The following is a 21,705-nucleotide window of genomic DNA, read 5'->3' on the forward strand; positions in this document are numbered from 1 at the left end:
TGGCTGGTCATCTGGCTGGGGACCAACCAGTACGCCACGGGATTGGCTTTGAGCCTGTTTGGCACGGGGTTTTCGGCGTTTGCCGGGATCAGCTATGTGCAGGCCAAGCTGCCCGAACTGCCCAAATACGAGCTGCCCTGGCTCAGCGACCTGCCCCTGCTGGGCCCGGCCCTGTTCCGCCAGCACCCCATGGTCTATCTCTCCATGGTCTTTGCTGGCGCGCTGGTGTGGTTTTTGTACCGCACACGCGCCGGGCTGGTGCTGCGTTCGGTGGGCGAGTCGCCGCAGTCGGCGCACGCACTGGGCTACCCGGTGCGGCGCATTCGTCTGGCGGCCGTTGTGGTCGGCGGGGCGCTGTGCGGTTTGTCCGGGGCCTACATTTCGACCGTGTACACGCCGCTGTGGGTTGAAGGCATGGTGGCCGGGCGTGGCTGGATCGCGCTGGCGCTGACCACTTTTGCCACCTGGCGCCCAGCGCGCGTGCTGCTCGGTGCCTACCTGTTTGGCGGTGTGACCATGTTGCAGTTTCACCTGCAGGCCACCGGCGTGCAGGTGGCCAGCCAGTGGCTGAGCATGCTGCCCTATGTCTCCACCATCGTGGTGCTGGCGCTGATCTCGCGCAATCCGCAGTGGATCCGCGTGAACATGCCTGCATCGCTGGGCAAACCTTTCCATCCCGGCTCATAATGGCCGTTTTTCCTGTCCCCAACTCTCCCCCAGAAGGAACCGACATGACCGATTTGCACAAACGCACTCTGCTGAAAGTGGCCGCGATGTCCGCCGTAGCCGCCGCCGCACTCGTGGGCTGTGGCAAGAAGGAAGAGCCCGCTCCGGCCCCTGCACCCGCGCCTGCGCCGGTCACCGAAGCCCCGGCGCCTAAGCCCGAGCCGCTCAAGATTGCGTTTGCCTATGTCGGCCCGGTGGGCGACGGTGGCTGGTCGTATGCCCATGACAACGGACGCAAGGCGCTGGAAAAGGAATTTGGCGACAAGATCGTTACCAGTTTCGTGGAAAGCGTGCCCGAATCGGCCGACGCCGAGCGCGTGCTGCGCGACATGGCGGGCCAGGGCAACAAGCTGATTTTTGGCACCACGTTCGGCTACATGGAATCCATGCTCAAGGTGGCTGCGGACAACCCCGGCATCAAGTTCGAGCACGCGACCGGCTACAAGACCGCTGAGAACATGCGTACCTATGACAGCCGCACCTATGAAGGCGCGTACATGGCGGGTGTGATTGCCGGTGCCATGACCAAGACCAACACGTTGGGCGTGGTCGGCTCGGTGCCCATCCCCGAAGTGCTGCGCAACATCAACAGCTTCACGCTGGGCGCGCAAAGCGTGAACCCCAAGATCAAGACCAAGGTGGTCTGGGTGAACGAATGGTTCAGTCCTCCCAAGGAAACCGAAGCGGCCACGTCGTTGATCAACGGCGGCGCCGACGTGCTGTTCCAGAACACCGATTCGCCTGCCGTGCTGAAAACCGCACAGGAAAAAGGCAAGCGCGCCTTTGGCTGGGATTCGGACATGACCGCTTATGGTCCCAAGGCACACTTGGCGTCGGCCGTGATCAACTGGGGTCCTTACTACATCAAAGCTACCAAGGATGCGCTCGATGGCACCTGGGCCACGGGCCAGGCCTGGTGGGGTGTGAAGGAAGGCGCGATTGACCTCGTGTCCATTGCCGAAGATGTGCCAGCCGAGACCAAGGCCAAGGTTGAGGAAGTCAAGAAGGGCCTGGCCGACGGTTCCTTCAGCATCTGGAAGGGTCCGATCGTGGGTCAAGATGGCAAGCCCGTGCTGGAAAAGGATGTTGTGGCTGACGACAAGTTCCTCGGAGGCATCAACTTCTACGTCAAGGGCGTGGAAGGCAAGATTCCTGGCGGCGACAAGAAGTAATCCCCGCGCCTGCGCGCCGAGCCAAAGGGCCGCCCGTGGGCGGCCCTTTTCAATGGAAGGAAAGCTGCAATGTTCAAGGTTCCCCCTCTGTCCGCCGAACGGTTGGCTGTGCTGTTGCGCTCCATGCCCAAAGCCGAGTTGCACATCCACATCGAGGGCTCGCTAGAGCCTGAACTCATTTTTGCCATGGCACAGCGCAACGATGTGCGCCTGCCCTTCGCCAGTGTCGAGGCGCTGCGCAGTGCCTACGCTTTCAACAACCTGCAGAGCTTTCTCGATATCTACTACGCGGGCGCCAGCGTGCTGCTGCACGAGCAGGACTTTTATGACATGGCCCGCGCCTACCTGGCGCGGGCGGCTTTTGACAACGTGGTGCATGCCGAGATTTTTTTCGACCCGCAGACCCATACCGCACGCGGCGTTGCCATCGAAACTGTCATCAACGGCCTGTACCGCGCTTGTGAGGATGCGCGCAGTGTGCATGGCATCAGTGCATCGCTGATTTTGTGCTTTTTGCGCCACCTCAGCGAGGCAGATGCTTTTGCCACGCTGGAGCAGGCGCTGCCGCTGCAGGACAAGTTCATTGGCGTGGGCCTGGACAGCAGCGAAATGGGTCATCCTCCTGAGAAGTTTGCGCGGGTTTTTGAACGCTGCCGCGCGCTGGGCTTGCACCTCGTGGCCCATGCAGGCGAGGAGGGGCCGCCGGAGTACATCTGGAGCGCGCTGGACGTGCTGAAGGTCGAGCGCATCGACCATGGCGTGCAGGCCGTCAAGGATGCAGCGCTGATGCAGCGTCTGGCGAAAGAGCGTATCCCGCTGACCGTGTGCCCGCTGTCCAACCAGAAGTTGTGCGTTTTCCCCGATCTCAAGAACCACAACCTGCGCCAGTTGCTGGAGGCCGGGCTGTGCTCCACCGTCAACTCCGATGACCCGGCCTATTTTGGTGGTTACATCAACGATAACTTCACCCAGGTTTTTGCTGCCACCGGCATGACACCGCGCCACGCCTACCAGCTGGCCAGCAACAGCTTTGAGGCCAGCTTTGCCCCCGAGGCTGACAAACGCCAGTGGCAGCACCGGCTCAAGGAAAGTTTCGAGCGCTTTGTTGAGCACGATGGCTGAGCCATCACCTCATTCCATTTCTAAATCATCCGTGTCGTTGTTGCTTCGCCTTGCCGTGCTACAGCACTGTCTGCGGCTTCGCGCCTAGACACGAATGATTTGGAAACAGAATCAGGGCGCGGGAGCGATGGCTGCCGCCAGGCGGTCGGCGTAATTTTGCAGGGTGCCTGCATCAGGGTCTTTGCGGGGCCAGGTCAGCGCTATGCCATCCTGTGCATGGCGTGGAACGACGTGCATGTGGAAATGAAACACCGTCTGGTCGCCCTCGCGGCCATTGGCCTGCAGCAAGGTGATGCCTGGCGGGTCGAACGTGGCCTGCACGGCGCTGGCCACGCGCTGGGCTGTCTGCATGACGGCAGCGGCCTCTGCGGGGGTGATGTCCAGGAGGGTGGCTGCGTGGCGCTTCGTGGCCACCAGCACATGGCCGGGGTTCACCTGGCCCAGATCCATGAAGGCAAGGGTCAATGCATCCTCGTAGACCCGGGCAGAAGGGATTTCGCCCGCCACCAGACGGCAAAAAATGCATTGACCGGGCGGTGAAGTGTCGACAAACATGGGCATGGTGGAACTCCTGTGAGATATCAAAATGGCGTAGGATTTGGTGTGTGCGAAAACGTACACAATGCAGCATTCCAGGCGACATGCCGCAAGCATCGTGCGAGACAGGCCCGCAGATTTATCGAGCACCAGCACACCCCATGCATATCATGACCCAGGCCACAGACCCCAAGAGCAATCAACTGCTCGCTGCGTTGCAAGAGACCGATTGGCAGCGCCTGCAGCCCTGTCTGGAACCGGTGGAAATGCCCCTGGGGCAGGTGCTGTATGAGTCCGGTCGGCCCATGAGCCATGTGTACTTTCCCACCACGTCCATTGTTTCGCTGCTCTATGTGATGGAAAACGGGGCCTCGGCCGAAATCGCGGTGGTCGGCTACGAGGGAGTGGTGGGCATCACCCTGTTCATGGGTGGGGGCACCACACCGAGTCGTGGAGTGGTGCAAAGCGCGGGAATGGGTGTGCGGCTCAGTGCACAGAGGATCCAGGATGAATTCAACCGATCGGGGCCTGTCATGCACCTGCTGCTGCGCTATACCCAGGCGCTGATTGCGCAGATGGTGCAGACCGCCGCGTGCAACCGGCACCATTCGCTCGATCAGCAATTGTGCCGCTGGCTTTTGCTGAGCCTGGATCGCTTGCCGGGCAATGAACTGGTGATGACGCAGGAGCTGATTGCCAACATGCTCGGCGTGCGCCGAGAGGGGGTGACAGAGGCAGCCCTCAAACTGCAGGCGGCAGGCCTGATCCGTTATGCCCGGGGCCGTATCACGGTGCTCGACCGCAAGGGGCTGGAGCTTCGCACCTGTGAATGCTATGGTGTGGTCAAACACGAGTACGACAGGCTCCTTCCTACCGAGCTGGCCCGCTAGCCAGGGTCGGTCTCCTCGCGTTACAGGGTTTTAGAGGCCCACTATGTGGGCTGGCAGACAGTGGCAAGAGGGCTTGTGGCGCAGACTGTGCCAACGGGTGAACCGGGTCTTGCGGTAGTGGTGTGGTTTTTGTGCACCTGCTTCTGCACAAGGACGTTGCCCTTCCTCCAGGATCACCCATTGGCCCCTACCCGCAACCATCTGATCGAGCTTCTGCCGCCCAAGGAGCGCCTGGGTTTCCTGTCGCGGTGCGAGCAGGTACCGCTGGTGGCGTCCCAAGTGCTGGGAAGCCCGGGCCAACCCACGTGCCATGCCTATTTCCCCATCGAGGGATTCATCTCCCAGGTGGCGCAGGTTGATGGACGCCTGGCCCTGGAGGTGGGCATGGTCGGGCGTGAAGGTCTGCTGGGCGCGCAGTTGGCACTGGGTGTTGCACAGGAGCCATTGCATGCCATCGTGCAAAGCCCCGGCCACGCATGGCGCATGGGTACCGATGATTTTTGCGCCCTGCTGAAAGACAGCCAGGCCCTGCTGGCGGGCGTCAATCGGTACCTGTCTGTGCTGATGGCGCAGCGCACGGGCCTGGCGGCCTGCCATCGTTTTCACACCATTGGTCCCAGGCTGGCGCGTTGGCTGTTGATGACCCAGGATCGGTCGGAAGTCTCGAATTTTCATGTCACCCACCAGTACCTGGCTTTCCTGCTGGGGGTACGCCGGGTGGGCATCACCACAGCCGCCGGCAGGCTTCAGCGCGAAGGGTTGATCACGTACCACCGCGGCCAGGTCACGGTGCTCGACCGCCGAGGACTGGCTGCGGTGGCCTGCAGCTGTTATGCCGCCGATCGCAAAGCCTATGCCGCGTTGATGTCCTGAGAGATCGACCTGGCGTGCGCCGGGTGCGGCGACCGGTGTGCACAGCGCAGCCGAAAGTGCTGGCTGTGTTCGCTAACGCACCGACGTGCGGCCAATGGATGTTTAGCCTGAGAGGGCGCCGTTCTTGACGCTACCGGTCAGATCGGTGTGGCCCACGCGGGGCCAATCCCTGCGTGCCACAGTTTGTGCATTTCAAAGGAAACTCCATGAAAACCATACACCTTGCAGCGGTGCTGCTGACCTTGCTGGGCCTTGTTGCCTGCGAAAAACAGCCTGTTGTAGTCAATGTTCCTGTCCCTGTGGCTGTACCTGGACCCGCGGGGCCGCAGGGCGTAGCCGGAAACGATGGAAGCCAGGGGGCGACGGGTACGACAGGAGCGCCTGGTGTGGCAGGCACATCTGGTGAAGGCACCACCGTCATCGTGGTGCCTCCGGCCTCGGCACCGGCCAATTGAAGCCCCGCACACACCGATTAAAGGAAGAAATTGATGGGCTTGGGAACCTTGCTTTTGATCGTGCTGATCCTGCTGCTGATCGGCGTAATTCCCTCCTGGCCGCACAGCCGTAACTGGGGCTATGGTCCCAGTGGATTGCTGGGTCTGGTGGTGGTCGTCATGCTGGTGCTGCTGGTGATGGGCCGGTTGTGATCTTGTGTCGGCCGCAGTGCTTTTGATTTACATGGATGCCGTACGGGTCAGCCGGGGCAGGCACCCACACTATAGGATTGAACAATGAAACATCTGTTGAAAAACGCATGTGCCTTGACCCTGCTGGCACTTGCCACACAGGCTGGGGCGCAAGCAGTCTTTTTTGAAAACGAAGGGTTTCGGGGGCGTTCATTTACCACCGAGCGCCAGATGGGGGATCTTGGACGTTCGGGATTCAATGACCGTGCTTCTTCGGTGCAGATCTTGGGGGGGCGCTGGGAGGTGTGTGAAGACGCACGCTTTCGGGGGCGCTGCATTGTCCTTCGCCCGGGCCGATATCCTTCGTTGTCTTCCATGGGGATGAATGATCGTCTGTCGTCGGTGCGGGAAGTTGATCGCAATGCGCGTGTGGCCAACAACCGCTTTGCGCCGGTACCCGATCCCTTCTACGACAGCCGCCGTCGCAATGGCGAGCGCCTCTATGAAGTCCCAGTGACCTCCGCACGCGCTGTAATGGCAACCCCCGAACAGCGTTGCTGGGTGGAACGCGAGCGTGTGGGGCAGAACCGAGGGGACTCCAGCAATGTTCCAGCGGCCATTGCAGGCGCACTGATTGGCGGAGTACTGGGTCACCAGGTGGGCGGCGGAACGGGCCGGGACATTGCTACCGCTGGGGGCGCTGTGGCGGGGGCAGTGGTGGGGTCCCGTATCGGGTCGGACGGACAGACGGGGCGGATGCAGAATGTGCAGCGATGCGCCGATGTGCCCAACCAGCAGCCAGACTACTGGGATGTCACCTACACCTTCCGGGGGCAAGAGCATCGGATTCAGATGACCGAGTCCCCAGGGGCCATGGTCACCGTGAACCGACAGGGAGAGCCACGCAACCGTTGATCTATGGGAACAGCATCATAAAAAAACGGCCCCTCGGGGCCGTTTTGCTGTGCAGTGCGTGACTTGCGCATGCGGATTCAGGCATGCCGCTGTGCAATCACTTGAACCACGAATCGCTGGCCTTGCGCTCCCAGTCAGCCAGTTGCTTTTCGGCTTCATCCTTGGCAATGCCGTAGCGTTCCTGGATCTTGCCGGCGAGTTGGTCGCGTCGCCCGGCCACAACGTCGAGGTCGTCGTTGGTGAGTTTGCCCCATTGCTCCTGTGCCTTGCCCGCTGCTTGCTTCCAGTTGCCCTTGATTTGGTCCCAGTTCATAAAAACTCCTTGTGTGATGCTGTGTGGATGGTCGTGAAAAAAGGTTCAGGGGCGAATGGCGATTTCGTTCTTGACCGACCGCACGCCATTGACCTGCCGAGCGATGTTCTCGGCGACGTTCTTCTCTTCTGTGTTCTTGGCAAAGCCGGACAACATCACGGTTCCGTTCAGTGTTTCAACGCTGATCGAGGTTCCGGCAACCCGTTTGTCTTCGAGCAGGCGAGTTTTCACTGTCGTTGTGATGCCTGCGTCGTCAATGTAGGCGCCGACAGTTTCCTGTCCACGGCTGACAGCGCAGCCCGTTGCGGTCAGCAGGGTGGTCGCAGCGATGGCTGCGGCGAGGAGAGTGCGAATGATCATGGTAATGCTCCAGTCGGTGACAGATATGGGTTCGTAAAAACCGCCTCCCCCTTTTTTTATGAACAGAGATTGGGGTGCAGACCATGCAAGAGTAGTCCTCCATGCGGCCATGGTCTGTACGGTATCGAACATTGGTGGCAGCCTTTCTTCGTCCGGTTCGCAAAGGCATCGGAATCCCCGCCTATGCGCTGTAGCGCACAGAAGAGAACCGGCAATCTGCGTAGTCTCACCAGTGTGGTTGAAGCGTGCCCTTGGGCGTGTGGATCCATTTCTGAGGATTGCTTGCAGAGACGTGGGCGGTTCTCTCTACTTTCCTCCAAGGAGATTTCCATGAAATACGCACATTTGATCGCCGCCACGTTGATGACCATGGGTTTGAGTGCATGCTTTTCGCTTCCTCCCGGCCCGGCGGGTCCGCAGGGCGCTACGGGTGATACGGGGGCTCAGGGCCGTACGGGCTACACCGGTGCCACTGGAAGCACGGGCGGTGCCGGAGCCACGGGCTACACCGGCGCAACCGGTGCGACGGGTGCAACCGGCGGCACAGGGGCCACCGGCTATACCGGCGCGACAGGTGAAACGGGCGCTACGGGTGATACCGGGCGTACAGGTGGCACCACAGTGATTGTTCCGGCCCGCTGAAGGGGCCGCGGGAGGGCTGCGTGGCAGGCAGCCTCTTTGCAGCCTGCATTCGATGAGATGGCCCGGCCAATAGAGCTCGACGCAAGACCGCTGTGCCAGCGGTTTTTTGCTTTTCTATCCCAGGGACCCTGTAGATGAACACCATGCACAAAATCCTCGCGGCCGCGCTTGCGGCCACCTGACTTTGGGCGCCCATTTTTTAGCAGACAAACGCGGCGCTCAAGACGCTGAACGCCCAGTGGAGTGATGCCCAGATCCGAGGCATGCACTGGCTGGGCAAAGGCGTGCAGGGTCAGCCAAGCGCGCGCTGACCCCACTGCAAGCAGGCCCATCTGCGGGGCTGGTCAACGGGCGCGGGCGCGCTTAGAATTTTCGACTGCGCTACCCGCGCAAGAAGGGCGACACGCCGCATATCGGCGCGCCGCCCTACCCGAAAATCATGGCGCGACACAATCGCGCACGGAGACCGTGGATGACATCGCACTCAGCGCTCAAGCTGCATGTGCCGGAGCCTACTGGGCGGCCCGGCTGCAAGACCGACTTTTCCTTTCTGAGCATCTCGCCCGCAGGCGCAGTGCGCAGACCTCCCCCAGACACCCCCGCTGCCGACACGGCCGACCTGGCCACCAGCCTGGTGCGTGTGCTCGATGACAATGGCCAGGCAGTCGGCCCCTGGGCCATCCCCATCCATCCAGATCGATTGCGCCGGGGCCTGCGCGCGATGATGAAAACGCGCGTGTTCGACGCCCGCATGCTGATCGCGCAGCGGCAGAAAAAACTGTCGTTCTACATGCAGTGCCTGGGCGAGGAAGCCATTGCCGTGGGCCAATCCATGGTGCTGCAGGACGGCGACATGTGCTTTCCTACCTATCGCCAGCAGGGCCTGCTGCTCTCGCGTGACGACATTGCCATGTCCGAGCTGATCTGCCAGTTGATGAGCAACGAGCGCGACCCTATCAAGGGCCGCCAGCTACCGGTGATGTACTCGTACAAGCGCGCAGGCTTCTTCTCGATCTCGGGCAACCTGGCGACGCAAATGCCCCAGGCCGTGGGTTGGGCCATGGCCTCGGCCATCAAGGGCGATACAAAAATAGCCTCGGCTTGGATCGGCGATGGCTCCACCGCCGAGTCGGACTTCCACACCGCGCTCACCTTTGCCCATGTGTACCGTGCGCCGGTCATCATCAACGTGGTCAACAACCAGTGGGCCATCTCCACCTTCCAAGCCATTGCGGGAGGTGAGGGCACCACCTTTGCCCAGCGCGGCGTGGGTGTGGGCATTGCTTCCTTGCGCGTTGATGGCAATGATTTTCTGGCCGTCTATGCCGCCTCGCAGTGGGCGGCCGAGCGTGCACGTACCAACCATGGGCCGACGCTGATCGAGTGGGAAACCTACCGCGCTGGCCCGCATTCCACCTCGGACGATCCGTCCAAGTACCGTCCTGCCGACGACTGGCAGCACTTTCCGTTGGGCGACCCGATTGAACGCCTGAAAAAGCATCTGATCGCCATTGGCGAGTGGAGCGATGAGCGTCACACACAGGCCCTCAAGGACCTGGAGGCCGAGGTCATCGCCGCGCAAAAAGAGGCCGAGAGCCACGGCACCTTGCTCGATGGCCGCGTACCCAGCGCCGCGACCGTCTTTGACGATGTGTACAAGGAACTGCCGGAGCACCTGCGCCGGCAACGCCAGCAGATGGGGGTGTAAGCCATGACCGCACTACAAGAGAAAAATCAGGCCCCCCTCACCGATGCTGTGCCCATGACCATGATCCAGGCGCTGCGCTCGGCGATGGATGTGATGATGGAACGCGACGACAACGTCATCGTCTATGGCGAAGACGTAGGCTATTTCGGCGGCGTGTTTCGCGCCACCGAGGGCCTGCAAGCCAAATACGGCACATCGCGCTGTTTTGATGCGCCGATTTCCGAGTCCGGCATCGTCGGCACCGGCATAGGCATGGCCGCCTATGGCCTGCGTCCGGTGGTCGAGATCCAGTTTGCCGACTACGTCTACCCGGCCACGGACCAGATCGTCTCCGAGCTGGCGCGTTTGCGCCACCGATCGGCTGGGGACTTTGCCGCGCCGCTGACCATCCGCATGCCCTGCGGCGGCGGCATCTACGGCGGGCAGACGCACAGCCAGAGCCCCGAGGCCTTCTTCACCCATGTGTGCGGCTTGCGCACCGTGATGCCCAGCAACCCTTACGACGCCAAGGGCCTGCTGATTGCCTCGATCGAGAGCGACGACCCGGTCATCTTTCTGGAACCCAAGCGCTTGTACAACGGCCCGTTCGACGGCCAGCACGACAAGCCGGTAGTGCCTTGGTCCAAGCATGCCATGGGGCGCGTGCCCGAGGGCTACTACAAGGTGCCGCTGACCAGCGCTGCAGTCTTTCGTCCTGGCAAGGCGGTCACGGTGCTGACGTACGGCACCATGGTCTGGGTGAGTGAATGCGCGGCACGCGAGACGGGCATCGACGCCGAGATCATTGACCTGCGTTCCATCTGGCCGCTGGACTTGGAAACCATCGTGAACTCGGTCAAGAAGACGGGCCGCTGTGTTGTGGTGCACGAGGCCACGCGCACCAGCGGCTTTGGTGCCGAGCTCACGGCGCTGGTGCAAGAGCATTGTTTCTACCAGTTGGAAGCCCCCATCGAGCGTGTGACCGGCTGGGACACGCCTTACCCACACGCCCAGGAATGGGCGTATTTCCCGGGGCCTGCGCGCGTAGGCGCAGCCCTGCAACGCGCAGTGGAGGCATGACCATGGGAATTTACGCAATCCGCGTGCCCGACATTGGCGAGGGCATTGCCGAAGTGGAGCTGGTCGTCTGGCACGTGCAGCCGGGCGAAATGGTGGCTGAAGACCAGTCCATTGCCGATGTGATGACCGACAAGGCCACGGTGGAAATCCCGTCGCCCGTGTCCGGCAAGGTGCTGGCGCTGGGGAGCAGCGTGGGCGACACCATTGCCGTGGGTTCCGAACTGGTGCGGCTGGAGGTGGAAGGTGCCGGGAATTTAAAGGAAAATTCGGCTCCAGCGCCCGTCCAGCAAGCGCAAGCAGCTCCTGTTTCGATAGCGAAAAACAGCCCGCCCGCAGCCGCACCGACCCAGCCCGTGGCTCTGGCGGAACGTGCAGTTGCGCCCGCGCCCTTGCGCCCGTCCGCGACGCCGCGCAGCGCGCCTGCCGTGGCGCGCACGGCAGGTGAGCGCCCACTCGCATCCCCCGCCGTGCGCCAGCGTGCGCTCGACATGGGCGTGGAACTGCGCTTCGTGCACGGCAGTGGCCCGGCCGGGCGCATCCTGCACGGCGACCTTGACGCCCACGTCGCCAGCGGCGGCCAGGCGCCTGCCCAAGGCCCTGCGGGTTACGCCGAGCGCCATGGCGAAGAGGCGATTCCCGTCATCGGCCTGCGCCGCAAGATAGCGCAGAAGATGCAGGAGTCCAAGCGCCGCATTCCGCATTTCAGCTACGTCGAGGAAATCGACGTGACCGAGCTCGAAGCCCTGCGCGCCAAGCTCAATCAGCTGCACGGCGCCACGCGCGGCAAGCTCACGGTGCTGCCCTTCCTGGCACGCGCCATGGTGCTGGCGCTGCGCGAGTTTCCGCAGATCAACGCCCGCTACGACGACGAGGCGGGCGTGGTCACGCGCTACGCCGGTGTGCACCTGGGTGTGGCCACGCAGACCGAGGGCGGGCTCATGGTGCCGGTGCTGCGCCACGCCGAAAGCCTGGACCTGTGGGCCTGCGCTGCCGGTATTGCCAGCGTGGCCGAAGGCGCGCGCAGTGGCAAGGCGGCGCGCGATGCCCTGTCGGGTTCCACCATTACGCTTTCCAGTCTGGGCGCGCTGGGCGGCATCGCCAGCACGCCGGTCATCAACCACCCCGAGGTGGCCATCGTCGGCGTCAACCGCATCGCCCTGCGGCCCATGCTGCGCGGTGGGCAGGTGGTGGGCAGGCTGCTGATGAATCTCTCCTCCTCGTTCGACCACCGTGTGGTCGATGGCATGCACGCCGCGCAATTCATCCAGGCCATGCGCGCGCTGCTGGAAACCCCGGCCCTGCTGTTCGTGGAGTAAGGCGATGAAGGATATTTCTACAAAGTTACTCGTCATCGGCGGCGGCCCCGGCGGTTATGTGGCGGCCATCCGCGCTGGGCAACTGGGCATTCCTACGGTGCTGGTCGAGGGCGAGCGCCTGGGTGGCACCTGTTTGACCATTGGCTGCATTCCGTCCAAGGCGCTGATTCATGCGGCGCACGAGTTCGAGCGCGCGCAGCACCAGGCTGGTGGCTCGCAGTTAGGCATCCGGGTGCAGTCGCCGAGCCTCGACATCGCGCAGACGGTGCGCTGGAAGGATGGCATCGTCAACCGCCTCTCCGGCGGCGTGGGCGCGCTGCTGCGCAAAGCCGGGGTGCAGGTCATCCAAGGCTGGGCACACATCGAAGACGGCAAGACGGTGCGCGTGGAACCCGCCGGCGGCGAGGCGGTGCGCGTGCGCTGCGAGCATTTGCTGCTGGCGACCGGCTCCGAGCCGGTGGAGTTGCCCACGCTGCCCTTTGGCGGGCCCGTGGTGTCGTCTACCGGCGCGCTCTCGCCCGAGAGGCTGCCGCGCCGCCTGGTGGTCGTGGGCGCGGGCTACATCGGACTCGAACTCGGCATGGCCTACCGCAAGCTGGGCGCCGAGGTGGCCGTGGTCGAGGCGGCCGAGCGTGTGCTGCCGGGCTACGACGAGGAGCTGACCCAACCGGTGCTCGATGCCCTGGAAAAGAGTGGCGTAGTGCTGCACCTGGGCTGCAGCGTGCAGGGCTTTGATGCGCAGCACGGTGTGCGTGTGCGCAGCGCCCGCGCCGACGAGTTTGCATTGCCTGCGGACCGTGTGCTGGTGGCAGTGGGCCGCAAGCCCCGAACCACGGGCTATGGCATGGAGTCTCTGCAGCTCGACATGGCCGGGCGCTTTGTGGCGGTGGATGCGCAGTGCCGCACTTCCATGCGCAACGTCTGGGCCATTGGCGACTTGACGGGTGATCCCATGCTGGCGCACCGCGCCATGGCCCAGGGGGAGGTGGTGGCCGAGGTGATCGCGGGCAAGGCACGCCGTTTTGAGCCCAGGGCGATTCCTGCCGTCTGCTTCACCGACCCCGAAGTGGTGGTGGTGGGCCGCACGCCGGGCGAGGCGCGCGCTGCGGGGCTTGACTGCATTGACGCCGCCTTTCCGTTTTCCGCCAATGGCCGTGCCATGACGCTCGAAACCACCAAGGGTTTTGTGCGCGTGGTCGCACGGCGCGACAACCACCTCATCCTGGGCTGGCAGGCCGTGGGCCAGGGCGTGGCAGAACTGGCGGCGGCGTTCACGCTATCGCTGGAGATGGGCGCACGGCTGGAAGACGTTGCCGGCACTATCCACGCCCACCCGACGCTGGGTGAGGCCGTGCAGGAGGCGGCGTTGCGGGCGTTGGGGCATGCGGTGCATATTTGAGGCACCCCCCTGAGTCGCCTTTGGCGCCTTCCCCCCGCTCTCGCATCGCTGCGCGATGCGGGCAGGGGGACGCCCCCAGCGCGGCGGGGCGGCCCTTGCGCGGGGGCGCTGGTCTGGGCCGCGCCAGTTTCGTGGGGCGCGTGCATCTGCAAAACTGAGGAACTCCACCGGAGAAAAAAAGGGGTTGGCTCCGGTAAGCTTGCAGCCATGCACCTCTACCGCTCTGCGCTGCTGCGCTTTACCGACGACGGCCAGGCTGTCTATGACGAGGATGGTCTGCTGGCCATCGGCCCCGATGCCCATGGCCGCCAGCGCGTGCAGGCGGCCGGTGCCTGGCAGCAGCTGTCGCCGCAGTTCGCGGGGCAGCCGGTCACGCACTGGCCAGGGCGCATCATTGCGCCCGGTTTTGTGGACATGCATGTCCACTACCCCCAGACGGATGTGATTGGCTCGCCCGCCGAGGGCTTGTTGCCCTGGCTAGAGAGCTACACCTTCCCCCAGGAAAAGCGCTTTGCCGCCCATGGCTACGCCACCCAGGTGGCGCAGTTCTTTTGCGATGAACTGCTGCGCAACGGCGTGACGACGGCGCTGGCTTTTGCCACGTCGCACCCGGCGTCGGTCGATGCGTTGTTCACCGAGGCCCGCCAGCGGCAGTTGCGCCTGATCACGGGCAAGGTGCTGCAGGATCGCCACTCGCCCGATGGCGTGCGCGACGAAACCGAACAAAGCCTGCTCGATACCGAGGTCCTCATCCAGCGCTGGCATGGTGTGGACCGGCTGGGCTATGCCATCACGCCGCGCTTTGCCCCCACCAGCACTCCGGCGCAGTTGCGTGGTGCAGGTGAACTGGCGGCGCGCTATCCGGATGTGTGGATCCAGTCGCATGTGTCAGAAAATCTGGACGAAGTGCGCTGGGTGCGCGAGTTGTTCCCGCGTTCGCGCAGCTACTTGGCGGTGTACGACGACTTTGGCCTGATGCGCGAGCGCGCCGTGTATGCCCACTGCATCCACCTGGACGAGGCTGACCGCGCCCTGATGCGCGAGCGCCGCAGTGCTGCGGCCGTCAGCCCCACCAGCAATCTGTTCCTGGGAAGCGGTTTTTTTGACTACGCCGGGGCAGACTGCGCCGGTTTTGCCTATGGCCTGGCCAGCGATGTGGGCGGTGGCACCAGTTTTTCGCCGTTCCACACCATGCTGGCTGCCTACTATGTAGGCCGCACCGCGGTCGAGGGGCTGCAGACCAAGCAGGGTTTGAGCCTGTCGCCCCAACAACTGTGGTGGCAACATACGGCGGGCGCTGCCCGCGCGCTGGGCTTGCAGGGCGTGGTGGGTAACCTGCAGCCGGGGTGCGAGGGTGATTTCATCGTGCTCAACCCCCAGGCCACGCCGCTGCTGGCGCGGCGCACGGCCCAGGCGGGCAGTCTGAGCGAGTTGTTGTTTGCCATGATCGTGCTGGGCGATGATCGCCTGGTGGAACAAACGGTCATTTCTCAAGCAAAATAGGCTCCTAGCACTTGATCATCAAGCGCTGCTAGCTATCAAATAAGTAGTATTGTTGAGGAGCCTCCCGCATGAGCATCAAGAGCGATAAATGGATCCGCCGCATGGCGTCCGAGCACGGCATGATTGAACCCTTCGAGCCCGGCCAGGTGCGCGAAGTCGATGGCAAGAAAATCATCAGTTACGGCACCAGCAGCTATGGCTATGACATCCGCTGTGCGCCCGAATTCAAGGTGTTCACCAACATCCACAGCACGGTGGTCGATCCAAAGAATTTCGACGAAAAGAGTTTTGTCGATTTCCATGGCGAGAGCTGCATCATTCCACCCAACAGCTTCGCGCTGGCGCGCACCATGGAATATTTCCGCATTCCACGCAATGTGCTGACCATTTGCCTGGGCAAGAGCACCTACGCGCGTTGCGGCATCATCGTCAACGTCACGCCGTTCGAGCCCGAATGGGAGGGTTATGTAACGCTGGAGTTTTCCAACACCACGCCGCTGCCGGCCAAGATTTACGCGGGCGAAGGCTGCGCCCAGGTGCTGTTCTTCGAGAGCGACAAGGACGATGTCTGCGAAGTCTCGTACAAGGACCGCGGTGGCAAATACCAGGGCCAGCATGGCGTGACCCTGCCCCGTGCTTAAAGCGCCCACAAAACTCTGCTGGCGTCGTTGCCGCGTCTTGTCGTGCGACTCGTACAGCCTGCGACACAGCGCCTGGCCAGAACCGCTTCACTGATTCCATTTCTAAATCATCCGTGTCGTTGTTGCTTCGCCTTGCCGTGCTACAGCACTGTCTGCGGCTTCGCGCCTAGACACGAATGATTTGGAAACAGAATGAGTTTTGTGATCCGCTCTTAAAAAATCCACCCGTCCAACAAGAAGCACCAGGAGAAAGCCATGAAATGGGAAGGTAACCGCCAGTCGGACAACGTGGAAGACCGGCGTGGCTCGGGCGGCGGCGGCATGCCTGTGTTCGGCGGGCGCAGCATCGGCATTGGCACCATCGTCGTTGCGCTCCTGGGTGGCTGGGTGCTGGGGATCAACCCCATGACCCTCCTGGGGCTGCTCAGCGGCGGCACCCCTGCGCAGGTGCAACAGGCACCGGCCCAGCGCCCGCCTGCGGACGACACCATGGCGCGCTTTGTGTCCACGGTGCTGGCCGATACCGAGGATGTGTGGACCGATGTGTTTCGCCAGCAGGGCAGCAACTACCAGCAGCCGCGGCTGGTGCTGTTTCGCGGCGCCACGCCCACGGCCTGTGGCACGGGTCAGGCGGCGATGGGGCCGTTTTATTGTCCTGGCGATCGCAAGGTGTACATCGATCTGGGTTTTTATCAAACGCTCAAAGACCGCCTGGGCGCCCCGGGTGACTTTGCCCAGGCCTACGTGATTGCCCATGAGGTGGGCCACCATGTGCAGAACCTGCTGGGCATCAGCGCCAAGGTGGACCAGATGCGCGGGCGTGTCAGCCAGGCCGACTACAACCGCCTCTCCGTCAAGCTGGAGTTGCAGGCCGACTGTTTTGCCGGGGTCTGGGCAAACCACGCCCAGCAAGCGCGCCAGATTCTGGAGCAGGGCGATGTCGAAGAAGCCATGAACGCAGCGGCCAAAATTGGCGACGATGCATTGCAGCGCGCGGGCGGCGGAGCCGTGGTGCCCGACAGCTTTACCCACGGCACCAGCGCGCAGCGCCAGCGCTGGTTCAACGCCGGGCTGCAGCAGGGCCACCTGAAGTCCTGCGACACCTTCGCGGCCCGCACGCTTTGAGCACCTGTTCGGTACTGGACAGGTTCTGACGCGGCGCAGCCGACCCATGCCCAGTGCCATTGCCCGCCACCTGCGCCGCCGCCGGGTTGGCCAGGGGCCAGTCGAAGCCGCGGTGCCGCAAGGGCCAGCCCCGCCGCCCTCGGGCATGGCGGCTGCCTGGTCGGCGGCGGCAGTCACCGTGCCCCATGCTGTGGGTTTGGGGCTGCTGGCGTTTGCACCCCTGGCGGGTGAATACTCTTTGGCTGCGCTCGCTTTGTGGTCGGCCGCACTGCCCGGGTTGCTGCTGACCTTGGCGGCACCGCGCCCAGGCGTGGTGTATGCGCCCACCACCGTGGTGGCGCTGCTGTTTGCCGCCGTACTGGCCACGGCCCACGGCGCGGCACCGTCTCTGGGGCTGAGCGCACGGCAGGTGCTGGCGGTCAGTGGGGCTACGGTGGCGCTGGCCTTCGTTTTTCAGTGGTTGCTGGGCGTGCTGCGCATGGCCTCGGTGGCACGCTTTCTACCCATTTCGGTCACGCACGGTTTTGCCGCCGGGGTGGGGCTGTCGATGGTCGTGGGCCAGGTGGCCAATGGTTTTGGCAGCGGGTCATTCAGCGAAGCGCGCATGGGCTGGCATGCCGTGGCGGCGCTGGCGGTGGTGGGCCTGGCCTGGTGGCTGCGCGGGCGCTGGCCCCGTGCGCCGGGTCTGCTGACGGCGGTGGCCGTGGTGGCGCTTGCCGTCACGCTGGCCGGGTTGTGGGGTGTGGGCCTGGACGCGGTGTTTGTTCCGGCGGCCCAGCCCAGTGCCTTTGCCGGGCCACTCTGGCCCGACTGGACCGGGATTGCGTGGATTGCCGTGGCGCAGCAACACGGCCAGGCGCTGGTGGTACTGGCGCTGCTGATGGCCTTGGTCAACAGCCTGGAAATCCTCATCTTCAACCAGGAGCTGGAGCTTGAGCACGGCCTGCGGGGCAATGCCAATGCGGCCTTGCGCCGTGAGAGCCTGCTGGGCATGGTGTGTGCGCTCGCCGGCATGATTCCGGCATCCACCAGCGCTTCGCGCTCACGCATCGTGCTGACCGAATCTGGCTCTGGGTGCAATGCCCCGCGCATGCATGCCGCCATCATGCTGGGCGTAGCGCTGACTGGGCCTTGGTGGCTGCACTGGGTGCCCATGGCTTGCTTGTCGGGCGGGTTGGTACTGGCGGGCTTGATGCAGGTGCCGCGCTTAATGTGGTCGGCGCAGTACGCCCGCAACTCGCGTCCCACCTGGGCGCAAAGCTGGCTGGTGGCGCTGGTGTTTGCCGTGATGGGCGGGGTGGTGGCGCTGGTCACGGGCCTGGTGGTGGCCACTTTTGTGTTGCTGCGCGATTCGGCTACCAAGGTGCTGCGCCACGTGCGGCTTGATGGCGAACTGCGCTCGCGGCGTCTGCGCCGCGCGGCCTCGGACGGTTGGGTGACCCCGCGCATGAACCAGGTGGCGGTGTTTGAATTGCAGGGCGTCATGTCGTTTGGTGTGGCTGCGCACATGTCCGAGCAGGTGCGCCTGCGCCTGCTGCCGCGCCACCGATGGGTGATTCTGGATGCGGGCCGGGTGCCCGCCTGGGATAGCACCGCCCTGGCACAGCTGCGGGCGCTGTTGCGAGACCTTGATCAACAGGGCATCGCTGCCGCCATCGCCGCGCTCGATCCTCTGGCGGCGGTGCACGCGGGCGAAGGTGTGCGCGCTTTTGCGGACCTGGACCGCGCTCTCGAATGGGCTGAGGTGGCGATCCTCGCCCAGCGCCCGCTGGACCAACGGACACCGCGCGGCGGTAGCGACCCCTTGGGTGAAATTGGTGAAGGCATGCAGCGCGACGCCCGTCTGGCCCTGGAAGCATTGCTGCTGCCCCATGTGGTGCCCGCGCAGGGCGTGGTGTTCAATGCGGGAGACCGGGATCGCGACCTGCTGGTGGTGGTGTCGGGCCACATCACTCTGTGCACGCACTGGCCGCCCGAGCGCGGCTTGCGCCTGGCCACCGTGGGGCCGGGCATGGTGTTTGGCGAGATGGCGTTTCTCAATGGCGCCGAGCGCAGCGCCAGTGCCGGTGCCGAGCGTGGTGCCGCACGGTTGATGCGGCTGCCGCGCGAACGCTTTGACGGCTGGGCGCGCCAGTATCCCGAAGCGGGACTGATCCTCATGGAAAACCTGGCCCAAATGGGTGCACGGCGCCTGGCCGTGACCACACGGCAGCTGCGCTCTGTGTTGGAGTGACAGGGGAAAAGAGCCTGAAACGCCCTAAAATAAAGCGTAACAAGCTATTGAAATTATAGCTAACCCTGGCGCAAAGTATTGCTGAGAGTCAGCGCCTGGGCGTAAAAAACCCCATTTCCGCCTCGCAGTGCGACAATAGCAGGCTAAATGACAAGTTCTTTTTCCAATCTATCGCTGGCTGAGCCGCTGGCCCGCGCCGTAGCCGAAATGGGCTACGAGTCCATGACCCCCATCCAGGAGCAAGCCATCCCGGTCGTGCTGACCGGCCAGGATGTGATGGGCGCAGCCCAGACGGGCACCGGCAAAACGGCGGCTTTCTCGCTGCCGCTGCTGCAGCGCCTGCTCAAGCACGAGAACAGTTCCACCTCTCCTGCCCGCCATCCCGTGCGCGCGCTGGTGCTGCTGCCCACGCGCGAACTGGCCGACCAGGTGGCCCAGCAAATTGCCCTGTACGCTAAGCACACCAAGCTGCGCAGCACTGTGGTGTTCGGCGGCATGGACATGAAGCCCCAGACGCTGGAGCTGAAAAAAGGCGTGGAGGTTTTGGTAGCGACGCCCGGACGCCTGCTCGACCACATCGAGGCCAAGAACGCGGTGCTGGGCCAGGTCGAATACGTGGTGCTCGACGAGGCCGACCGCATGCTCGACATCGGCTTTCTGCCCGACCTGCAGCGCATCCTGTCGTACCTGCCCAAACAGCGCACCACGCTCTTGTTCAGCGCCACGTTCTCGCCCGAAATCAAACGCCTGGCGGGCAGCTATTTGCAAAACCCGGTGACCATCGAGGTCGCCCGGCCCAACGAAACCGCCTCCACCGTCGAACAGCACTTCTACAGCGCTGGTGACGACGACAAGCGCCGCGCCATCCACCAGGTGCTCAAGACGCGCGGCATCAAGCAGGCCTTCATCTTTGTTAACAGCAAGCTCGGCTGCGCACGCCTGGCCCGCAGCTTGGAGCACGAAGGTCTCAAGACGACCGCGCTGCACGGCGACAAGAGCCAGGACGAGCGCCTGAAGGCCCTGGAAGCCTTCAAGAGCGGCGAAGTGGACCTGTTGGTCTGCACCGACGTGGCAGCGCGTGGTCTGGACATCAAGGATGTGCCGGCCGTCTTCAACTTTGACGTACCGTTCAACGCCGAAGACTATGTGCACCGCATCGGCCGCACTGGCCGTGCCGGGGCCTCTGGCCTTGCGGTCACGCTGGTATCGGGCAGTGACGCGCGCCTGGTGGCCGATATCGAGAAGCTGCTGAAGAAAAAGATCGATATCGAGGCCCTCGAATACGACGAAGACCGGCCGAATATTCGCAGCCAAGGCCGCATCAACGACGGGCGCCGCCACTGGCGCGAGGGTGAGGAGAGAGAAGGCAGTCGTGCAGCAGCACCAGAGCGCGAACGCACTCCGCGCGTGCAGCGCGGTGGCTTCCGCCCGGCCCCCGTGTCGCGTGATCCCTTTTTTGACAAGCCCTACGAGACATCGGCGGCACAAGCCAAGCCCGCCTGGGAAGCGACCGAGCGCGTGACCACTGGCCGCATTTCGCCCAACATCAAGCCCAAGCGCAAGGTGGCAGCCTTGTTCAAAGCGCCTGATGTCGCGGCGGAAAATTTGGCTTAAAACGTCTCCAGCGCTTACCTATCAAGCGCTTCAAGCTATTAAAAACAGAGTGTTTCAGGTGCCCGGCTTCTGCAGGGCATCAGGGCACCTGTGCCTGCGGGCAGGGCACCTGCAGCAGTTCGCGGTCGGCCAGTGTGGCGCCAAAGCGCACGGCGCTCAAACTGCCGCCCCATACGCAGCCCGTGTCCATGCCCAGCAGGTCGCTGCGGTTGAGCCACCCCAATGTGGACCAATGGCCAAACGCCAGCAGCGTGCCCGCCGTGCGGCGGCCCGGGGCATCGAACCAGGGCACCAATCCCGGCGGCGGGCTGGAGGCGCTCTCTGCACTCTCGAAATCCATGACCCCTTGCGGGGAACAAAAGCGCAATCGCGTCAACGCATTGACGATCACGCGCAGGCGGTCGGTGCCGGTCAGCGCGTCGTCCCAGTGGTCGGGCTGGTTGCCATACATCTGTCGCAAAAAGGTGGGCAGGTCGGGCCCGCGCAGCACCGTGTGCACTTCGTCGGCCAATGCCAGGGTGTCGGCGGCGCTCCAGCTGGGCAGTACCCCCGCATGCACCATCAGCAAGGATTCAGCCCCATGCTGGTGATGGCGCGCCAGGGGCTGCTGGCGCAGCCAGCCCAGCAGCCGGTCGCTATCGTCGGCCTGCAGGATATTGGCCAGCGTGTCGCGGCGCGAGGGTGTGCGCACGCCATGGGCCGTGGCCAGCAGGTGCAGGTCGTGGTTGCCCAGCAGGCTGCGCAGTGCGCCATCGGCCGCAATGCAGCGGCGCAGCACCGCGGCCGACTGCGGCCCCCGGTTGACCAAATCGCCGAGCAGGTAAACGGTGTCGCGGCTGGGCGAGAAATCCATGCCATCGAGCAGGCGCTGCAGCGCAAGATCGCAGCCCTGGATGTCCCCAATACAGTAAAGTGCCATGGTGTACTTTGT

22 protein-coding genes are annotated in these 21,705 nt (G+C 63.7%); 18 read left to right on the forward strand and 4 right to left on the reverse strand.

The window, feature by feature from the left end:
- The 3 genes from ACYVOC_RS14715 to ACYVOC_RS14725 form a co-directional block, all read left to right on the forward strand.
- Positions 1-687 (forward strand): ABC transporter permease (locus tag ACYVOC_RS14715; protein ID WP_461162284.1); only part of this gene is annotated, 687 nt, incomplete at its 5' end.
- A 44-nt stretch (positions 688-731) separates the two neighbouring features.
- Positions 732-1,898, forward strand: coding sequence for a BMP family ABC transporter substrate-binding protein (locus tag ACYVOC_RS14720; RefSeq protein WP_116003125.1), 1,167 nt, complete (start codon positions 732-734; stop codon positions 1,896-1,898).
- A gap of 69 nt (positions 1,899-1,967) precedes the next feature.
- Positions 1,968-3,020 (forward strand): adenosine deaminase, encoded by a 1,053-nt coding sequence (locus ACYVOC_RS14725; protein WP_461162285.1) that lies wholly within the window; start codon positions 1,968-1,970, stop codon positions 3,018-3,020.
- 111 nt (positions 3,021-3,131) lie between these two features.
- Here ACYVOC_RS14725 and ACYVOC_RS14730 read toward each other — a convergent pair whose 3' ends face one another.
- Positions 3,132-3,581 carry an HIT family protein gene (locus tag ACYVOC_RS14730; protein WP_461162286.1) on the reverse strand — a complete coding sequence of 150 codons (450 nt, stop codon included), beginning with the start codon at positions 3,579-3,581 and terminating at the stop codon, positions 3,132-3,134.
- A gap of 146 nt (positions 3,582-3,727) precedes the next feature.
- Between ACYVOC_RS14730 and ACYVOC_RS14735 the strand changes: the two genes are divergently transcribed.
- The 5 genes from ACYVOC_RS14735 to ACYVOC_RS14755 all read left to right on the forward strand — a co-directional run bounded on the left by ACYVOC_RS14735 (position 3,728) and on the right by ACYVOC_RS14755 (position 6,861).
- Positions 3,728-4,447, forward strand: coding sequence for a Crp/Fnr family transcriptional regulator (locus ACYVOC_RS14735; protein ID WP_461162301.1), 720 nt, complete (start codon positions 3,728-3,730; stop codon positions 4,445-4,447).
- Positions 4,448-4,627: 180 nt separating this feature from the next.
- Positions 4,628-5,320 (forward strand): Crp/Fnr family transcriptional regulator, encoded by a 693-nt coding sequence (locus ACYVOC_RS14740; protein WP_116003128.1) that lies wholly within the window; start codon positions 4,628-4,630, stop codon positions 5,318-5,320.
- Between the two features lie 206 nt (positions 5,321-5,526).
- Positions 5,527-5,775 carry a hypothetical protein gene (locus tag ACYVOC_RS14745; RefSeq protein WP_116003129.1) on the forward strand — a complete coding sequence of 83 codons (249 nt, stop codon included), beginning with the start codon at positions 5,527-5,529 and terminating at the stop codon, positions 5,773-5,775.
- 33 nt (positions 5,776-5,808) lie between these two features.
- The gene (locus tag ACYVOC_RS14750; RefSeq protein WP_461162287.1) at positions 5,809-5,967 is read left to right on the forward strand and encodes a DUF3309 family protein; all 159 of its coding nucleotides are present in this window, start codon (positions 5,809-5,811) and stop codon (positions 5,965-5,967) included.
- Between the two features lie 84 nt (positions 5,968-6,051).
- Entirely contained in the window at positions 6,052-6,861 is an 810-nt protein-coding gene (locus ACYVOC_RS14755; protein ID WP_461162288.1) for a beta/gamma crystallin-related protein, read from the forward strand.
- Between the two features lie 97 nt (positions 6,862-6,958).
- Here ACYVOC_RS14755 and ACYVOC_RS14760 read toward each other — a convergent pair whose 3' ends face one another.
- Complete coding sequence (locus tag ACYVOC_RS14760; protein ID WP_116003132.1) at positions 6,959-7,174, reverse strand: CsbD family protein; 216 nt, start codon at positions 7,172-7,174, stop codon at positions 6,959-6,961.
- 45 nt (positions 7,175-7,219) lie between these two features.
- Positions 7,220-7,534, reverse strand: a complete 315-nt coding sequence (locus ACYVOC_RS14765; RefSeq protein ID WP_116003133.1) for a BON domain-containing protein — start codon at positions 7,532-7,534, stop codon at positions 7,220-7,222.
- Positions 7,535-7,864: 330 nt separating this feature from the next.
- Between ACYVOC_RS14765 and ACYVOC_RS14770 the strand changes: the two genes are divergently transcribed.
- From ACYVOC_RS14770 to ACYVOC_RS14815, 10 genes are all read left to right on the forward strand, one after another.
- Complete coding sequence (locus ACYVOC_RS14770; protein WP_116003134.1) at positions 7,865-8,176, forward strand: collagen-like protein; 312 nt, start codon at positions 7,865-7,867, stop codon at positions 8,174-8,176.
- Positions 8,177-8,648: 472 nt separating this feature from the next.
- Positions 8,649-9,884: a 3-methyl-2-oxobutanoate dehydrogenase (2-methylpropanoyl-transferring) subunit alpha gene (locus ACYVOC_RS14775; RefSeq protein WP_116003135.1), complete on the forward strand. Its 1,236-nt coding sequence runs from the start codon at positions 8,649-8,651 to the stop codon at positions 9,882-9,884.
- Between the two features lie 3 nt (positions 9,885-9,887).
- Positions 9,888-10,943, forward strand: a complete 1,056-nt coding sequence (locus ACYVOC_RS14780; protein WP_233521068.1) for an alpha-ketoacid dehydrogenase subunit beta — start codon at positions 9,888-9,890, stop codon at positions 10,941-10,943.
- A gap of 2 nt (positions 10,944-10,945) precedes the next feature.
- Entirely contained in the window at positions 10,946-12,259 is a 1,314-nt protein-coding gene (locus tag ACYVOC_RS14785; RefSeq protein ID WP_461162289.1) for a dihydrolipoamide acetyltransferase family protein, read from the forward strand.
- Between the two features lie 4 nt (positions 12,260-12,263).
- Positions 12,264-13,658 (forward strand): dihydrolipoyl dehydrogenase, encoded by a 1,395-nt coding sequence (gene lpdA, locus ACYVOC_RS14790; protein WP_461162290.1) that lies wholly within the window; start codon positions 12,264-12,266, stop codon positions 13,656-13,658.
- A gap of 207 nt (positions 13,659-13,865) precedes the next feature.
- Complete coding sequence (gene guaD, locus ACYVOC_RS14795; protein WP_461162291.1) at positions 13,866-15,161, forward strand: guanine deaminase; 1,296 nt, start codon at positions 13,866-13,868, stop codon at positions 15,159-15,161.
- 68 nt (positions 15,162-15,229) lie between these two features.
- Entirely contained in the window at positions 15,230-15,802 is a 573-nt protein-coding gene (gene dcd / locus ACYVOC_RS14800) for a dCTP deaminase (protein WP_116003138.1), read from the forward strand.
- Positions 15,803-16,057: 255 nt separating this feature from the next.
- Positions 16,058-16,927, forward strand: a complete 870-nt coding sequence (gene ypfJ, locus ACYVOC_RS14805) for a KPN_02809 family neutral zinc metallopeptidase (RefSeq protein WP_461162292.1) — start codon at positions 16,058-16,060, stop codon at positions 16,925-16,927.
- A gap of 46 nt (positions 16,928-16,973) precedes the next feature.
- Complete coding sequence (locus ACYVOC_RS14810) at positions 16,974-19,160, forward strand: SulP family inorganic anion transporter (RefSeq protein ID WP_461162293.1); 2,187 nt, start codon at positions 16,974-16,976, stop codon at positions 19,158-19,160.
- Between the two features lie 147 nt (positions 19,161-19,307).
- Positions 19,308-20,774, forward strand: a complete 1,467-nt coding sequence (locus ACYVOC_RS14815; protein WP_116003141.1) for a DEAD/DEAH box helicase — start codon at positions 19,308-19,310, stop codon at positions 20,772-20,774.
- A gap of 79 nt (positions 20,775-20,853) precedes the next feature.
- Here the strand turns inward: ACYVOC_RS14815 and ACYVOC_RS14820 are convergent, their stop codons facing one another.
- Positions 20,854-21,693 (reverse strand): symmetrical bis(5'-nucleosyl)-tetraphosphatase, encoded by an 840-nt coding sequence (locus tag ACYVOC_RS14820; RefSeq protein ID WP_461162294.1) that lies wholly within the window; start codon positions 21,691-21,693, stop codon positions 20,854-20,856.
- Positions 21,694-21,705: the final 12 nt, after the last annotated feature.

Source organism: Simplicispira piscis (assembly GCF_054783455.1).

Excerpts from the sequence above, each read along its gene's own strand:
- ACYVOC_RS14760 (WP_116003132.1), bottom strand. The coding sequence starts at position 7,174 with ATGAACTGGGACCAAATCAAGGGCAACTGGAAGCAAGCAGCGGGCAAG.
- ACYVOC_RS14780 (WP_233521068.1), top strand. The coding sequence starts at position 9,888 with ATGACCGCACTACAAGAGAAAAATCAGGCCCCCCTCACCGATGCTGTG.
- ACYVOC_RS14815 (WP_116003141.1), top strand. The coding sequence starts at position 19,308 with ATGACAAGTTCTTTTTCCAATCTATCGCTGGCTGAGCCGCTGGCCCGC.
- lpdA (WP_461162290.1), top strand. The coding sequence starts at position 12,264 with ATGAAGGATATTTCTACAAAGTTACTCGTCATCGGCGGCGGCCCCGGC.
- ACYVOC_RS14720 (WP_116003125.1), top strand. The coding sequence starts at position 732 with ATGACCGATTTGCACAAACGCACTCTGCTGAAAGTGGCCGCGATGTCC.
- ACYVOC_RS14725 (WP_461162285.1), top strand. The coding sequence starts at position 1,968 with ATGTTCAAGGTTCCCCCTCTGTCCGCCGAACGGTTGGCTGTGCTGTTG.
- ACYVOC_RS14735 (WP_461162301.1), top strand. The coding sequence starts at position 3,728 with ATGACCCAGGCCACAGACCCCAAGAGCAATCAACTGCTCGCTGCGTTG.
- ACYVOC_RS14755 (WP_461162288.1), top strand. The coding sequence starts at position 6,052 with ATGAAACATCTGTTGAAAAACGCATGTGCCTTGACCCTGCTGGCACTT.
- ACYVOC_RS14820 (WP_461162294.1), bottom strand. The coding sequence starts at position 21,693 with ATGGCACTTTACTGTATTGGGGACATCCAGGGCTGCGATCTTGCGCTG.
- guaD (WP_461162291.1), top strand. The coding sequence starts at position 13,866 with ATGCACCTCTACCGCTCTGCGCTGCTGCGCTTTACCGACGACGGCCAG.
- ACYVOC_RS14765 (WP_116003133.1), bottom strand. The coding sequence starts at position 7,534 with ATGATCATTCGCACTCTCCTCGCCGCAGCCATCGCTGCGACCACCCTG.
- ACYVOC_RS14750 (WP_461162287.1), top strand. The coding sequence starts at position 5,809 with ATGGGCTTGGGAACCTTGCTTTTGATCGTGCTGATCCTGCTGCTGATC.
- ypfJ (WP_461162292.1), top strand. The coding sequence starts at position 16,058 with ATGAAATGGGAAGGTAACCGCCAGTCGGACAACGTGGAAGACCGGCGT.
- ACYVOC_RS14785 (WP_461162289.1), top strand. The coding sequence starts at position 10,946 with ATGGGAATTTACGCAATCCGCGTGCCCGACATTGGCGAGGGCATTGCC.
- ACYVOC_RS14730 (WP_461162286.1), bottom strand. The coding sequence starts at position 3,581 with ATGCCCATGTTTGTCGACACTTCACCGCCCGGTCAATGCATTTTTTGC.
- ACYVOC_RS14745 (WP_116003129.1), top strand. The coding sequence starts at position 5,527 with ATGAAAACCATACACCTTGCAGCGGTGCTGCTGACCTTGCTGGGCCTT.
- ACYVOC_RS14775 (WP_116003135.1), top strand. The coding sequence starts at position 8,649 with ATGACATCGCACTCAGCGCTCAAGCTGCATGTGCCGGAGCCTACTGGG.
- ACYVOC_RS14770 (WP_116003134.1), top strand. The coding sequence starts at position 7,865 with ATGAAATACGCACATTTGATCGCCGCCACGTTGATGACCATGGGTTTG.
- ACYVOC_RS14810 (WP_461162293.1), top strand. The coding sequence starts at position 16,974 with ATGCCCAGTGCCATTGCCCGCCACCTGCGCCGCCGCCGGGTTGGCCAG.
- dcd (WP_116003138.1), top strand. The coding sequence starts at position 15,230 with ATGAGCATCAAGAGCGATAAATGGATCCGCCGCATGGCGTCCGAGCAC.